This window comes from Gemmiger qucibialis, assembly GCF_027689445.1.
In the GTDB taxonomy this organism is placed as follows: Bacteria; Bacillota; Clostridia; order Oscillospirales; family Ruminococcaceae; genus Gemmiger; species Gemmiger qucibialis.
The window spans coordinates 74,438-89,558 of sequence record NZ_JAQFEN010000003.1 but is presented as its reverse complement, the minus strand read 5'-3'; the positions used below and the strand labels follow the sequence as shown (position 1 = coordinate 89,558).

The following is a 15,121-nucleotide window of genomic DNA, read 5'->3' as shown; positions in this document are numbered from 1 at the left end:
AAAAAAGTGACAGAAAGTGCCTGTTTTAGCCAAAAATACGTGCCTTTTGCGCTTTAAGGCATTGTACTGTGCGGACAGATGTGTTAATATTATATACATATTTTGTTTTTCCGCTGTGCAATAATCAGGTGGCGTGCGTCGCCTTGGTGTGGAAGAACAAGGGAAAAAATAGAGTGAGGTGTTCTGCACAATGCAATTTCTATCCTATCTGATCAATGGCATCAGCTTGGGCAGTGTGTACGCGCTGATCGCATTGGGGTATACCATGGTTTATGGTATTGCCAAAATGCTGAACTTCGCCCATGGCGATGTCATCATGATTGGCAGCTATGTGATCTTTTTCGCATTCGGCTCGTTCGGGCTTAACCCCATTGTGTCGGTGCTGTTGTCCATGGTGGTGTGCACCATTCTGGGCGTTACCATGGAGCGTGTGGCCTACCGCCCCCTGCGCGAAGCCCCGTCCCTGGCTGTTCTGATCACAGCCATCGGCGTTTCCTACCTGCTGCAGCAGGTGGCCCAGCTGCTGTGGACTTCCAACCCCAAGAACTTCAAGTCCGTTGTCAGCCTGCAGCCCATCAAATTGTTTGACGGCCAGCTGACCATCTCAGCCGAAACGCTGGTCACCATCCTGGCCTGCATCCTCATCATGGTTGTGCTCACCCTGTTCATCAACCACACTTCCGCCGGTCACGCTATGCTGGCTGTGTCCGAGGACCGCGGTGCTGCCCAGCTGATGGGCATTAACGTCAATGCCACGATTTCTCTGACTTTCGCCATTGGTTCTGCGCTGGCCGCAGTTGCCGGTGCCCTGATGTGTTCCTCTTACCCGACTTTGATGCCCACCACCGGCGCAATGCCCGGCATCAAGGCGTTCGTGGCAGCGGTTTTTGGCGGCATCGGTTCTATCCCCGGTGCTTTCCTGGGCGGTATCCTGCTGGGGATCATCGAAAACCTCAGCAAGGCTTACATCTCCACCCAGCTGTCCGATGCCATCGTGTTTGTTGTTCTGATCGTTGTGCTGATCGTCAAGCCTACCGGCCTGCTCGGCAAAAAGGTCAACGTGAAAGTGTAAGGTGAGGATCATGGCATTAACAAAATGGAACCAAGTGAAAAAAAGCACCAAAAGTAATTTTATCACCTTTAGCATCGTCATTGGGTTTTACATTGTCGTTCAGCTGCTGGCAGCCGCCGGTGTGCTGACCAACTCTTTCTCCGGCCAGCTGGTGCCCATCTGCGCTTATGTGGTCATGGCTGTTTCGCTGAACCTCGTTGTCGGCTTTTTGGGTGAGCTGAGCCTCGGTCATGCCGGTTTTATGAGCGTTGGCGCGTTTTCCGGCACGCTGGTCTGGGTCAGCCTGTATGATGTGGCCCCGCACTGGCTGGCGCTGATCCTGGCCTTTGTTGTGGGCGGCGCTATGGCCGGTATCTTCGGCGTCATCGTTGGTGTTCCCGTTCTGCGCCTGTCCGGCGACTATCTGGCCATCGTTACCCTGGCATTTGGCGAGATCATCAAAAATATTATGAACGCCGTTTACCTGGGCGTGGACGACAGCGGCCTGCATTTCTCCCTTAAAGATGCCGCTTCGATGAACATGGCCGAGGATGGCAAGATCCTGATCAACGGTGCCATGGGTATTACCGGCATCAAAAAGACTTCCACCTTTACCATGGGCATTATTCTGGTGCTTATCACGCTGGTGGTTGTGCTCAACCTGATCCGCTCCCGCGCTGGCCGCGCTGTCTCCGCTATCCGCGATAATGAGATTGCTGCCAAGAGCATCGGCATCAATATCACCCGCTATAAGCTGATGGCTTTTGTACTGTCCTCCGTGTTTGCCGGCATGGCAGGCGTGCTGTACAGCTTGAACTATTCTTCTTTGGTTGCCAAAAAGTTTGATTACAACACCTCCATCAACATTCTGGTCTTCGTGGTTCTGGGCGGCATCGGCAGCATCCGCGGCTCCGTGATTGCAGCGGCCATCCTGACCGTTCTGCCCGAAATGCTGCGCGGCCTGAACGATTACCGCATGCTGATCTATGCTATCGTTCTGATTGTCATGATGATCTTTACCCGCAGCCCCAAGCTGGTGGCATGGCGCAAAGAAGTGGCTGAAAAAATCACCGAGAAATTCCCGATTTTGAAGCTGAACAAATTCCTAAAGGATAAAAGCAAAAAGGAGGCGGCATAAATGGCACTGCTGGAAGTCAGTAACCTTGGCATTGCGTTCGGCGGCCTGCAAGCCGTTTCGCAGCTGGACCTTAAAATCGAAAAAGGCCATCTGTATGGCCTGATCGGCCCCAACGGCGCGGGCAAAACCACCGTGTTCAATATGCTGACCGGTGTGTATAAGCCCACCGAGGGCAACATTGTGCTGGATGGCAACGATATTACCGGTGCCACTCCGGAAGCCATCAGCAAGGCGGGCATTGCCCGCACGTTCCAGAACATCCGCCTGTTTAATGATATGACAGTTCTGGATAACGTCAAGGTCGGCCTGCACAACCAGGTTGTTTACGGCATGTGGACCGGTATCCTGCGCTTGCCGTCTTTCCGTGAGAAAGAGCACGAGATGGACCGCCGTGCTATGAAGCTGCTGAAAATTTTTGACCTGGATGCGGAGGCTAACTATAAAGCCAGCCAACTGCCTTACGGCAAACAGCGCAAGCTGGAAATTGCCCGCGCCCTGGCTACCAACCCGAAACTGCTGCTGCTGGACGAGCCCGCAGCCGGTATGAACCCCAACGAAACCGAAGAACTGATGAACACCATCCACAGCGTGCGTGACCAGTTCGGCGTTGCCATCCTGCTCATAGAGCATGATATGAACTTCGTTATGGGTATCTGCGAGGAGATCACCGTGCTGGACTATGGCCGTGTGATTGCCCGCGGCGACGGCAAAACCATCCGCAATAACCCCAAGGTCATTGCGGCCTATCTGGGAGGTGACGACTAATGGGTGAGCTGCTTTCGGTTAAAAATATCAATGTTTATTACGGTTCCATCCACGCCATCAAGGATGTTTCGTTCCATGTGGACGAAGGAGAAATCGTTACTCTGATCGGTGCAAACGGTGCTGGCAAAACCACCACCATGCACGCCATCTCCGGCCTGCTCAAGCTGGCCAGCGGCGAGATCACCTATGACGGTAACCTGATCAGCAAGATGGAAGCCCACAAAATCGTCCGCCTTGGTCTGGCCCAGGTGCCGGAGGGCCGCCGTGTATTCAGCGGCCTGACTGTGCAGCAGAACCTTTCCATGGGTGCTTATACCCGCCACGATGGTAAGGATGCCATCCAGAGCGATTACGACATGGTGTTTGACCTGCTGCCCCGCCTGAAAGAGCGCCGCAACCAGCCCGCCGGAACCCTTTCCGGCGGCGAACAGCAGATGCTGGCCGTGGGCCGCGCTCTGATGTGCAAGCCTAAGATCCTGCTGCTGGATGAACCCTCCATGGGCCTTTCTCCGCTGCTGGTCAAGGAAATCTTTAAGATCATCCGCGACATTAACCGCCAGGGCGTTACTGTGCTGCTGGTGGAGCAGAACGCAAAGATGGCACTGGATATTGCCAACCGCGCCTATGTGCTGGAAACCGGCACCATCAAGATGGAGGGCGAAGCCACCGAGCTTGCCAATAACATCGAAGTGCGCAAGGCTTACCTTGGCTGCGAATAACCATAGCATAAGATACGCCTCTGCAATGAACAGAAACTGACAAAACAGCCCCGGCCTTTACCTGATTGCATTCAGGAAAAAGCCGGGGCTGTTTTTTGTTTATCTGATGGTATGCAATGATGATAAGATGGTAACTTGGCTATCCGTACTGCCATGATCATATACGGCAGGGGAGTGCCGATATAATTTTACCGTACTCCCTCCGGCGGGCGCTGTTCATCGCTCAGTGGCTGGGTCAACAGATTCAGCACTTTGTTGTAAATTTCGCTCCCGCAGGCTACAAAATGGTCGCGCACCTGTTCAGCGGTCATGGCGTCCGGCATCGTCACCTGCAGGGTGAATGCGCCGTGCTGCTGGTTTTTATCCTGAATGGTGCAGGTTACGCGGTAACGGTCACCGTCTTTTTCAATATCAGCATGGTTCTGGGCCGCCTTGTGCACCCAGCTCTGGATGCGGATAACTGCCAGAATCGCACTTTCCCGCACGCTGCGGGGCAAATCTTCCGAGAGAGTCTGAGCCACTGTGGTACCTTTTTCGGTAATGGTGTAGCCGTTGGCTCCATCAATGGCCAGCCCCTGGGCCACAAGGTCGTTCAGCGCGCCAACAAATTCAAAATAATTGACCAGCTCTTCCTGCAAAAGCGCAGCCTCCATGGCTTCACGGGTCACAGGCCCCACGCTTTTAATCAGGTAGCACAGCAAAATACGAATCTCGGTATCATTGGTCAAGCCGCCCATCTTTACACCGGCGGTAAATGCTTCTGCCATGGTCTCACTTCCTGAACAGGGGGCACAGGCAGCACCGTGCCCTCAAACTTTACTTTGTAATTATTATACAGGAGTTTCAAAAAACTTACAAGCGCAAAATTCTTGCCCGCTTAAGCCGGCTTCAAAACACCGTTTCGATCTGCTTGCGGCTTTGCGGGGTGGAGTAGATCCACCGGTCCAGCCGCCCACGGGTCACAAAATAGTGTGGCTCAAACCGCATTTTCTGGTTCAGGTTCTTGTTCACCACCACCAGCTTGATCTTCATTTTATCCGGCAGAATGCTTTTAATATACACGCTCACCGTCTGGCCGGGGTGCAGTGCCGTATCCGGCTCCGCCAGCCCGGCCAGGTTGGGGGCAATCTCAATGAACACACCGTAATCTTCCACACTGCGCACAATACCCACCACGGTCTCCCCGGCGGCAAAGCAGGCGGCGTTCTCACTCCAGGTTCCAAGCAGCTCCCGCAGGGTCAGCACAATGCGGTCCTGCTCATCCCGGTTCTTGATGGCGCACAGCAGCTGCTGGCCCACCGTTACACGGTCTGCCGGGGAAGCAATCCGCGATACTGAAAGGCAGTCGATTGGCAGCAGTGCTGAAATGCCGCACCCGACATCGCAGAACGCGCCAAAGTTTTCAATGTGTGTTACCGTGCAGGGAATCACGCTGCCGTTTTCCAGCTGGTCCAGGTACTGCTCCCGGCAGGCCCGCTGCGCCGCCGCGCGGGAAAGCAGATAAACGGCCTCGCCGTTTTCATCCTGCGTCGTACCCTGGACCACAAAACAGGTCGGCCGCCCCACGCGGGTCAGCACAGCGATCTCTTTGACTGTCTCACCGGGGGCAGTGTCCAGACATTCTTCAAACGGCATATACGCATGGTGCCCGCACAGCTCAAAGCGCAGGCGGCGGTTGGTATCAAAGGCAAGGGCTGTGCTTTGCAGCACCTCCCCAGCGGCAATGCAATGATCCAGCTCTTCCCGCCGCAGGTGGGAAGCGTTGCGGCAAAGTCCTTCAGCACGGTATTCAAGCATTTGTTTTCCTCTTTTCTTATATATAAAATAAAAGAACAACGATCATAGCTGCCGCTGCCGCCAAAAGTTCACAAAAGATTCTCCTGGCGGGGGCAGCTTTTCCCGGCAGGGCTATTTTCAAAACTGCCGGGATGGTATATAATAATATCTGTATCGCATTGTTCACAGGCACAGCCTGTAGCCCTGCGGACCAGATCAAAGGCAACACCGCACAATTCCCGCCTAGCGGCTTAAGCACCGCTTCGACGGCTGCGGCACGGCATCTGCGTTGCCAAAATGCTCGCTAAGACATCCAGTATTATCTGCGCTTTTGGCTTAGCAGCTGCCGCACCTCGCTCGCCGTATCGGCACTTAGAATTATGCGGTATTGCCCAAAGAAAGGCGGTGGAAGAATGGACGTTCAGGTTGGTGATGTGATCATAACCAAAAAGCCGCACCCCTGTGGGGCCAACCGGTTTGACGTACTGCGCGTGGGCATGGATTTTAAGATCCGCTGCCAAAAATGCGGCCATGAGATTATGCTGCCGCGCGTAAAGATTGAAAAGAACATCAAAAAAATCCTGCGCAGCGGGGAAGAGTAGCGGCAAAAGCTCTTTAACCATCCGGCACAATTTTGTGCCCCTAATGTAAGGAGATTTGCCCCTATGTTTGACGATTTAAGCCAGGTAAAGCGCCGCTATGAGGAGCTTGCCTACCGCATGACCACCCCCGAAGCAATGAATGACCCCGCGGCCTATGCAGCCATGATGCGGGAGTATAAGGAACTGACCCCCCTGGTGGAAGCATACCGCAGCTATACCGCACTGCAAAAAGAAGTGGACGAAGAAAAAGCGCTGCTGGATGCCCCCACGGAGGATGCTGCCTTTAACGATATGGTACAGCAGGAATTACGCGAAAACTGGCAAAAACTGGAAGACTTGGAACAAAAAATCCGCTTGCTGCTTTTGCCCAAAGATGCCAACGATGAAAAAAGCATCATCATGGAAATCCGTGCGGGTGCCGGCGGCGAGGAAGCCGCCCTGTTTGCCCACAGCCTGCACCGCATGTACACCATGTACGCCGCACGCCAGAACTGGGCCTGCTCCGTCATCAGCCTGAACGAGACCGAGCTGGGCGGTGTAAAGGAGATCACGTTCTCGATCGAAGGGCCCGGCGTTTACAGCCGCTTAAAGTTTGAAAGCGGCGTTCACCGCGTGCAGCGCGTGCCGGAAACCGAGACCCAGGGCCGCATCCACACTTCCACCGCCACCGTTGCCGTCATGCCGGAAGCCGAGGAAGTGGAGCTGGAACTGAACCCCAAGGACCTGCGCATTGATACCTTCCGCTCCTCCGGCGCAGGCGGCCAGCACATCAACAAAACGTCGTCCGCCATCCGGGTGACCCACCTGCCCACTGGCATGGTGGTGGAGTGCCAGGACCAGCGCAGCCAGCGCGAAAACAAAGAGCAGGCATTGAAAGTTCTGCGCAGCCGCCTGCTGCAGCAAAAGCAGGAAGCATACGACCAGGAATATAACGCCAAGCGCCAAAGCCAGGTGGGCAGCGGCGACCGCAGCGAGAAGATCCGCACCTACAACTTCCCGCAGGACCGCGTGACCGACCACCGCATCGGCTTGACACTGCGCAATTTACAGGATATACTGGACGGCAACCTTGACCGGGTGATTGAGCCGTTGATTCTGGCCGATCAGGAAGAAAAGCTCAAAAATAACCCCATCCAGTAACCCCACATTGTAAAAGAAGGAATCAAGATCTATGAATACTCAGGTTTTGCCTGTTAATGAGGAAAGCATTGCCCTTGCCGCCAAACTGCTGCAGCAGGGGGAACTGGTAGCTCTGCCGACCGAAACGGTGTACGGCATTGCCGCCGATGCCCGCAACGGTGAGGCTGTCAAAAAAATTTTTGAAGCCAAAGGCCGCCCGCAGGATAACCCGCTGATCGTGCATATCTGCGGCATGGAAATGCTGCACGGCATTGTGTCTGAAGTGCCGGAACGCGCCAAAAAGCTGGCCGCCGCATTCTGGCCCGGCCCGCTCACCATGGTCATGCCCCGCGGACCGGAAGTGTCCGAAGTGACCTGTGCCGGGCTGGATACGGTCGGCGTGCGCATGCCGTCCCATCCGGTGGTGCAGGCGGTCATCAAAGCCAGCGGCGTGGCGTTTGCCGCCCCGTCTGCTAACCTTTCCGGCAAGCCCAGCCCCACCAACGCACAGGATACCTTTGTGGATATGGATGGCCGCCTGCCGCTGATTCTGGATGGCGGCGAAAGTGCTGTCGGCGTGGAATCCACCGTCGTGGCCGTGACAGGGGAACACCCGATGATCCTGCGCCCCGGCTATGTGACAAAAGAACAGATGGAAGCCGTTCTGGGCGAGGAAGTTCTTGTCAACCACGCCATTCTGGAAAAGCTGAAAGACGGTGAAGTTGCGCGTTCCCCCGGAATGAAGTATAAGCATTACGCCCCCAAGGCGGATGTGACCATCCTGAAAGGCAGCTTTGATGCCTACCGCGATTATATTGCCGCCCACGCTGGGGACGGCGTCTGGGCGCTCTGCTTTGACGGCGAGGAAGCCCAGCTCCCCGTTCCGGCCATCTCTTACGGCAAAGAGGGGGACGGCATCAGCGAAGCGCACAACCTGTTCACCGTGCTGCGGGAACTGGACCGCAAGGGTGCCAAAACCGTTTATGCCCGCTGCCCGCTCAGCGATGGCGTTTCCATGGCCGTGTATAACCGCCTGATCCGTGCCGCGGCGTTCCGCGTGGTGGAGGTCTGATATGCAGATCATTGGCATTACCGGGCGTTCCGGCTGCGGCAAATCCACCCTGACGGACAGCATCCGTGCCGCGGGGTTCCGCTGTGTGGATGCCGACCAGGTGGCGCGGGAAGTTCTGCTGCCGGGTTCGCCCTGCATTGTGCAGCTCCAGCAGGAATTCGGTGCCGATATTGTGGATGAAGCCGGTCAGGTGCGCCGCCGCCTGCTGGCGGACCGTGCCTTTGCCACACCGCAGGGCACCGCTTGGCTGACCGCCATCACCCAGCCGGAAATCTACCATCGGTTGGATCTTGCCATGGCGGAAGCCCGGCAGGCGGGGGAAAAGCTCTTCTTTGTGGACGGCGCGGTGATCGTGGGTACCCCGTTCCAAAAGCGGTGCAGCCATCTCGTTTTGGTTGCCGCGCCGTATGAAACCAGCGTGCAGCGCATCTGTGCGCGGGATGGCATTGCGCCGGAAATGGCGCGCCGCCGCCTGGACGCTCAGCTGCCCGAAAATGTCTTGCGTGCCGCCGCAGACTTTGTGATTGAAAACGATGGAACTTTGCAACAGATGCAGCAGCGCTGCAATGCGCTGTTGACTGCCCTGCGGAAGGAGGCTTATGGCGAAACGTCAGACGAAAAATAAGAGCAAACGCTCTGTGCTGGCACCATCCCCGCCGCAAATGGTTATTTTGCGGGTGTGTATGGTGCTGCTGGCCCTGCTGCTGGCGGCTATCACCCTGTTGAACCGCGGCAGCGATACCGTAATGAACACCGCATACCCCCGCAAATATGACGAGTATGTAACCTATTACGCGGGCAAATATCAAATTGACCCTTACATCCTGTATTCCATTATCCGCACCGAAAGCAATTTTAACCCGCAGGCTGAATCCAACGTTGGCGCACGCGGGCTGATGCAGATCACCGAGATAACATTCGACTGGATCAAAACCAAGATTGCGCCGGATGAACCCCTTACATTCGATGATCTCTATGACCCGGAGGTAAACATCCGCTTTGGCAGCTATTTTATCAGCTACTGCCTGCAGCGGTATGACGATGACCTGGCCACCGCCGCAGCCGCCTACCACAGCGGGCTTGGCACCGTGGATACCCTGCTGGCGGACAGCCAGTATTCGCAGGATGGCAAGGTACTGGATGCTTTCCCGTACCCGCAAATGCGCCGCTATGTGCAAAAAGTAACGGACGCATACGCGCAGTACAGTGAAATATACGGCACGGCGGACAGCTCCGGCTGATACCCCTGCCCGAATTTGTAAGAAGAAAGGATACCATCATGAAAACAACACAGGAACTGAAAGAACTGTTGTATAAAAACAAAACAGTCGCTGATCAGCAGCCTGATGCCATTGCAGAAGCCAATGCTTTCTGCGAAGGTTACAAGGCTTTCCTGAACGCTGCCAAAACCGAGCGCGAAGCCGCCGCTTATAGCGAGCAGCTGCTCAAGCAGGCTGGCTACAAGCCCTTTGTGCCCGGCATGGCACTGAACGCAGGGGATAAAGTCTACCTGATCAATCGCAGCAAGTGCGTGCTGGCAGCTACCATCGGCGAGCGCAGCATGGCCGAGGGCTTCCACCTGAACATTGCCCATATTGATTCCCCGCGCCTGGACCTGCGCCCGGTGCCGCTGTTTGAAAAGGATGGCCTGGCTTACTTCCGCACCCACTATTACGGCGGTATCCGCAAGTATCAGTGGCCTACCATCCCGCTGGCGTTGCATGGTGTTGTCTGCCGTGAGGACGGCACCACCGTAACCATTACCATCGGTGAAAACGACGAGGATCCCGTCTTTACCATCACTGACCTGCTGCCCCATCTGGGCCGCGAACAAAACCAGAAAAAGCTGCCCGATGCCATCACCGCCGAAAACCTGAATGTCGTGCTTGGCTCCCTGCCCATTGCGGACACTGATGCCGAAAACCGCATCAAGCTGAGCATTCTCGGTCTGCTGAACGAGATGTACGGCATTGCCGAGCGTGATTTTGTCACCGCTGAAATTGAGATTGTGCCCGCATTCAAGGCCCGCGATGTTGGCCTGGACCGCTCCATGATCGGCGCTTACGGCCATGATGACCGCGTGGACGCTTACCCGGCCCTGATGGCTGAAATTGAGGTACAGCACCCGGCCCACACCACTGTCTGCATCCTGACCGATAAAGAGGAGGTCGGCTCTGACGGCGTGACCGGCATGAATAGCATGTATGCCTACCACTTCCTGCAGCAGCTCTGTGCCGCCACCGGTGTGGATTCCATTGCTGCGTTCCAGGCATCCAAGTGCCTGTCTGCCGATGTTACCGCTGCTTATGATCCCAGCTTCTCCGAAGCATTCGAGCCGGATAACGGCACCTATGCGGGCCGCGGCGTTGCAATTTACAAATACACCGGTGCAGGCGGAAAGAGCTCTACCAGCGATGCCAACGCCGAACTGGTCAGCTACCTGACCCGCCTGATGAACAAGAACGGCGTGGTTTGGCAGATCGGCGAAATGGGCCGCCTGGACCTTGGCGGCGGCGGCACTATCGCCAAATATGTGGCCAACCGCGATATTGATACCATTGATATCGGTGTGCCCGTTCTGGCCATGCACTCTCCGTTTGAGGTCGTTTCCAAGGCCGATGTTTACATGGCTTACCGCACCTTCCGGGCTTTCTGTGCGGATGCTGAGTAACACTTAAGGCAATACCGCATAATTCTAAGTGCCGATACGGCGAGCGAGGTGCGGCAGATGCTAAGCCAAAAGCGCAGATAATACTGGATGCTGCAAAGGTGAGCGCCGCCAGTGGCGGAAACAGCGAACCGAAGCAGGGGCAGCGGTCGCAGAGTGCAAGGGGCTTTTGCCCCCGAAGCACGATGCGGGTACCGCAACCCGACATTATCGAGCATTTTGGCAACGCAGATGCCGTGTCGCAGCCGCCGGAGCGGTGCTTAAGCCGTCAGGCGGGAATTGTGCGGTGTTGCCTTAAAGCAAATTTATCCATATCATTCCGGCGCTGTGCCCTCAAATTGGGTGCAGCGCCTTTTTGTGTTTTATACCGCACTTTTTGAACAAAGTGGGGCATATCGTCAAACATCGGGGCCGGAATAGCCTATTATAATTGAACAAAAGTCTTTTTTTGCCTATGTACAAAATGCCGAACAATGCGATACAATGTCACCATAGCAAGAAAAGCCGTGCAGCCCCGTTCAAGCGGGACCGCACAGCAAACCTGGAACCGAAAAACGGCTGGTTCCCAGGGGCTTATCCAAAAGGCCCTGCCGCTGCCGGGTACGCTTTGCTTGCAGAGCAATGGCTGGTGTACCGTTTTGAAAAGGAGAGAGTTTTGTTATGCCGATGAATAAAGTTGTTCACGCCGCACAGCGCGCTGCTTTCAGCGCTGCCATTGATGTCGCCATCAACGCCGTGCGCGGTAAGGGAACCGAAAAGCTGTCCGAGAATGCTGTCAAGCTGGTCAACCTGGCCGAGCCCCTGCTGAAAGACCGTTACCCGGCTTCTGCCTTTGATGCAGCCCGCAAGTTTGTCAGCGACCCCAACGGCAAGTGGATGCAGTACGCATACCGCGCCATCAACGAGATCGACCCCCATGTGCTGAAGATGAACGCCCTGAACCTGGTGTATGAGGGCATGTTTTCCGGTTACAACTATGTTTGTGAGCTGCGCAAAAAGTATGATTGCAACATGCCGTGGATCCTGCTGTTTGACCCCACCTCCGCCTGCAACCTGCATTGCAAGGGCTGCTGGGCTGCCGAGTACGGCAACCGCCTGAACCTGACCTATGAGGAAATGGACAAGCTGGTTACCGAGGGTGAAGAGCTGGGCATCCACTGGTATATGTGCACCGGCGGCGAGCCGATGTGCCGCAAGAACGATCTGCTCAAGCTGGCTGCCAAGCACCAGAGCTCTGTGTTCCACCTGTTCACCAATGGTACTCTGATCGACGATGCTTTCTGCGAGGAAGTCAAGAAAGTCGGCAACATGGCTTTCTTCCTGTCCGTTGAGGGCCTGGATGATGCCACCGACAGCCGCCGCGGCGAAGGCGTGTTCCAGCGCGTTATGAACGCTATGGACATCATGAAAAAGCACGGCCTGCTGTTTGGTACCTCCATCTGCTATACTTCCGCCAACTACAAGGCTGTTACCAGCGATGAATTCATGGATATGCTCATCAGCCACGGCGTGCGCTTCAACTGGTACTTCCACTATATGCCCATCGGCGATGGTGCTAACGTTGACTTGATGCTGAATCCCGAACAGCGTGAGTACATGATCCAGCGTGTACGCGAGATCCGCGGCTTTACCGGCGGCAAGCAGATTTTCTGCATTGACTTCCAGAACGACGGCGAGTACATTGACGGCTGTATCGCCGGCGGCCGCCAGTATGCTCACATCAACCCCAACGGCGATGTGGAGCCCTGCGTATTCATCCATTACTCCGGCGCCAACATCCATGACAAGAGCCTGCTGGAATGCCTGCAGCAGCCCTTGTTCAAGGAATATCACAAGGGCCAGCCCTTCAACGGCAACCATCTGCGTCCCTGCCCGATGCTGGAGAACCCCCAGATTCTGGGCGATATGGTTCGCCGCAGCGGTGCCCACAGCACCGATATGCAGCAGCCGGAATCCCCGGAGGATGTTTTCCGCCGCTGCCGTCCCTACGCAACCAGCTGGATGCCCACCGCTGACCGCCTGTGGGCCGAAAAGCACCCCGGTTACGTTGACCCCGAAAATCCGGAAAGCGCTAACAGCTGTGCCTCCTGTGCCAGCTGCGCCGCATGCTCCGCTCATCAGGAATAATTAAATTACTGATTTCATCCGCCCATGGCAAACAGCCACGGGCGGATTTTTTGTGCCTGTTCAGCTTTCGCAGGTTTCCCGCATTTTCTCTTTGCCATTGGCATACACTGAACAAGCGGCCCCCAAAGCCGCCAAAACTGCCGCACGGCCACGAAAGGGGAGATGCCTGCTATCAAAACGGTCATTTATCTGGATGTCCTTTTGTTGGTCAACTTTCTGGTGGCTTACTTTTTGCTGCAGGCCGCCGGGCTGCTCAGCAGTCAGCACGCCGCGTTTTCCCGCATGGTGTGCGCCAGCGGCATTGCCTCGCTCAGTGCGCTGATCTTGTTCGCGCCGGAACTTTCATATCCTGCCCAAATTCTGTACAAGATACTGACTGCCTGCGCCGTGGTGGGCGTTGCCTTTGGGCTGCAGGGGCTGCGGCGCTTTGTCACCGCCGTGTGCTGGTATGCCGCGCTCAACATTCTGCTGGCCGGGCTTTGCATTGCCGTTATCCTGCGCACAGGCACACCGCTGCTGCAAACGGCAAATCTTACGGTATACCTGCGCATTTCGCCGGTCGTGTTGCTGCTGCTTTCTGCAGCCAGCTGCGGCGCGGTGTGGCTGGTATTGCACTTTTCGGGCAGCACGCCGCAGACCACCCGGACGATTGGGATCGAGTTTGAACTGTGCGGTGCCCCCGTGCGGCTGCGCGCCACACTGGATACTGGGTGCCACCTGAAAGACCCCGTCACCTGCCTGCCGGTGCTGCTCATCAGCTGGCCGGCGGCAAAAGGCCGACTGCCGGGGGGAGTCAACGCCTTTTTGGGGCAGTGGTTCCAGGGCCTGCACCCCAGTACGCCGCCGGTCGGTGCCAGTCTGCGGGTGATACCCTGCAATACCGCTGCGCAGCACGCGCTGCTGCCGGGGTTTGCGGTGGCGGATATCAGCACCATCACCGAAACGGGGATGCAAAGCCTTGGCCGCACCGCCGTTGCTTTTTGCCCGCAGCCGTTCCAGTCCGGCGAATATGAAGCTTTATATGGCTCAGATTTTTTGTAACCATGCGGCAGGCTTGTATCAATTACTGCCGGCAATCCTCTTATCGCAAAGCACATGATAAATCAAACATTATATTCGCTAAATATTTATTTAGTGAAATAATGAGCGAAAACGCATAGCTATCGTTTCCGCTGCACGTTATATCTCTGCGTAAGCACAAACCACCCGCCAATGCCTTTATCATAGTTTACCACCCACATCTCAAAGGAGGGAAATATTTATGCAGCCGCTGCACACGCTTTGCCGCCGTATCGGAAATTTTGTGCTACTGTTTGGTGCCATGCCGGATCTGCACTACATTAACGGCCCGGATACGCTGCCCCCGCCGCTGACCCCGCAGGAAGAACAGCAGGCGCTGTGCGGTCTTGCTGCGGGCGAAGGGGCGGCGCGGGATGCCTTGATCACACATAACCTGCGCCTGGTCGTTTACATTGCCAAAAAATTTGAATCCTCCACCGCTGGGGTGGAGGATATGATCTCGATTGGTACGATCGGCTTAATTAAAGCGGTAAATACCTTTGAACCGGGAAAAAATATCAAACTTGCTACCTATGCCAGCCGCTGCATTGAAAATGAAATTTTGATGTACCTGCGCAAAAGCTCCAACCGCAGGCAGGATGCCAGCATTGATGAGCCCCTGAACACTGATTCCGACGGCAACGAGCTGCTGCTGATGGATGTGTTGACCAGCGACCAGGCCCAGGTTGGGGAAGAGCTGGAGCGCAATGCCGAGCGCAGCGCCCTGCTTGCCGCCGTTCAGGCATTGAACCCGAGGGAGCGGCAAATCATGGAGCTGCGCTTCGGTTTACGTGATGGGGTAGAGCACACCCAAAAGGAAGTTGCGGATTCCATCGGGATATCTCAAAGTTATATTTCCCGGTTGGAAAAGCGCATCATCAAGCGTTTGCGTCAACAAATCGAGTCTTTGGTCTGATCCGGCATGCCTTAGGGCAATACCGCATAATTCTAAGTGCCGATACGGCGAGCGAGGTGCGGCAGATGCCAAGCCAAAAGCGCAGATAATACTGGATGCTGCAAAGGTG

General features: G+C 55.7%; 15 protein-coding genes. 13 read left to right on the top strand and 2 right to left on the bottom strand.

Annotation, left to right across the window (positions count from 1 at the left end; translation table 11 throughout):
* Nucleotides 1-190: 190 nt before the first annotated feature.
* Genes PG062_RS06965 through PG062_RS06950 form a run of 4 tightly spaced genes read left to right on the top strand, consistent with a single transcriptional unit; the run spans nt 191 to nt 3,673 of the window.
* Entirely contained in the window at nt 191-1,072 is an 882-nt protein-coding gene (locus PG062_RS06965) for a branched-chain amino acid ABC transporter permease (RefSeq protein ID WP_270751723.1), read from the top strand.
* Nucleotides 1,073-1,082: 10 nt separating this feature from the next.
* Nucleotides 1,083-2,189, top strand: coding sequence for a branched-chain amino acid ABC transporter permease (locus PG062_RS06960; RefSeq protein ID WP_270751722.1), 1,107 nt, complete (start codon nt 1,083-1,085; stop codon nt 2,187-2,189).
* Nucleotides 2,190-2,954, top strand: coding sequence for an ABC transporter ATP-binding protein (locus PG062_RS06955; protein WP_270751721.1), 765 nt, complete (start codon nt 2,190-2,192; stop codon nt 2,952-2,954).
* On the top strand, nt 2,954-3,673 hold the full coding sequence (locus tag PG062_RS06950) for an ABC transporter ATP-binding protein (RefSeq protein WP_114001025.1): 720 nt from the start codon (nt 2,954-2,956) through the stop codon (nt 3,671-3,673). Before PG062_RS06955 ends, PG062_RS06950 begins: the two co-directional genes overlap by 1 nt.
* A 188-nt stretch (nt 3,674-3,861) precedes the next feature.
* On the opposite strand, the gene PG062_RS06945 is transcribed toward PG062_RS06950, so the two are convergent.
* Together PG062_RS06945 and PG062_RS06940 are read right to left on the bottom strand one after the other, a co-directional pair.
* Entirely contained in the window at nt 3,862-4,440 is a 579-nt protein-coding gene (locus tag PG062_RS06945; RefSeq protein WP_270751720.1) for a DUF4364 family protein, read from the bottom strand.
* A 121-nt stretch (nt 4,441-4,561) separates the two neighbouring features.
* Entirely contained in the window at nt 4,562-5,470 is a 909-nt protein-coding gene (locus tag PG062_RS06940; RefSeq protein WP_114001061.1) for a S1 RNA-binding domain-containing protein, read from the bottom strand.
* Nucleotides 5,471-5,862: 392 nt separating this feature from the next.
* Between PG062_RS06940 and PG062_RS06935 the strand changes: the two genes are divergently transcribed.
* The 9 genes from PG062_RS06935 to sigK all read left to right on the top strand — a co-directional run bounded on the left by PG062_RS06935 (nt 5,863) and on the right by sigK (nt 15,012).
* Nucleotides 5,863-6,051: a DUF951 domain-containing protein gene (locus PG062_RS06935; protein ID WP_270751719.1), complete on the top strand. Its 189-nt coding sequence runs from the start codon at nt 5,863-5,865 to the stop codon at nt 6,049-6,051.
* A 63-nt stretch (nt 6,052-6,114) separates the two neighbouring features.
* Nucleotides 6,115-7,191 (top strand): peptide chain release factor 1, encoded by a 1,077-nt coding sequence (prfA, locus tag PG062_RS06930; protein WP_270751718.1) that lies wholly within the window; start codon nt 6,115-6,117, stop codon nt 7,189-7,191.
* Between the two features lie 31 nt (nt 7,192-7,222).
* The gene (locus tag PG062_RS06925) at nt 7,223-8,242 is read left to right on the top strand and encodes an L-threonylcarbamoyladenylate synthase (protein ID WP_270751717.1); all 1,020 of its coding nucleotides are present in this window, start codon (nt 7,223-7,225) and stop codon (nt 8,240-8,242) included.
* Nucleotide 8,243: 1 nt separating this feature from the next.
* Nucleotides 8,244-8,867 carry a dephospho-CoA kinase gene (gene coaE, locus PG062_RS06920; RefSeq protein WP_270751716.1) on the top strand — a complete coding sequence of 208 codons (624 nt, stop codon included), beginning with the start codon at nt 8,244-8,246 and terminating at the stop codon, nt 8,865-8,867.
* Nucleotides 8,842-9,483, top strand: a complete 642-nt coding sequence (locus PG062_RS06915) for a lytic transglycosylase domain-containing protein (RefSeq protein WP_270751715.1) — start codon at nt 8,842-8,844, stop codon at nt 9,481-9,483. The genes coaE and PG062_RS06915 overlap by 26 nt, the downstream gene beginning before the upstream one ends.
* A 38-nt stretch (nt 9,484-9,521) precedes the next feature.
* On the top strand, nt 9,522-10,913 hold the full coding sequence (locus PG062_RS06910; protein ID WP_270751714.1) for an aminopeptidase: 1,392 nt from the start codon (nt 9,522-9,524) through the stop codon (nt 10,911-10,913).
* A 657-nt stretch (nt 10,914-11,570) separates the two neighbouring features.
* On the top strand, nt 11,571-13,037 hold the full coding sequence (locus PG062_RS06905; protein ID WP_333559390.1) for a radical SAM/SPASM domain-containing protein: 1,467 nt from the start codon (nt 11,571-11,573) through the stop codon (nt 13,035-13,037).
* A gap of 162 nt (nt 13,038-13,199) precedes the next feature.
* Complete coding sequence (locus tag PG062_RS06900; protein WP_270751713.1) at nt 13,200-14,078, top strand: sigma-E processing peptidase SpoIIGA; 879 nt, start codon at nt 13,200-13,202, stop codon at nt 14,076-14,078.
* A 280-nt stretch (nt 14,079-14,358) separates the two neighbouring features.
* Nucleotides 14,359-15,012, top strand: a complete 654-nt coding sequence (gene sigK / locus PG062_RS06895; protein ID WP_242979611.1) for an RNA polymerase sporulation sigma factor SigK — start codon at nt 14,359-14,361, stop codon at nt 15,010-15,012.
* Nucleotides 15,013-15,121 lie beyond the last annotated feature (109 nt).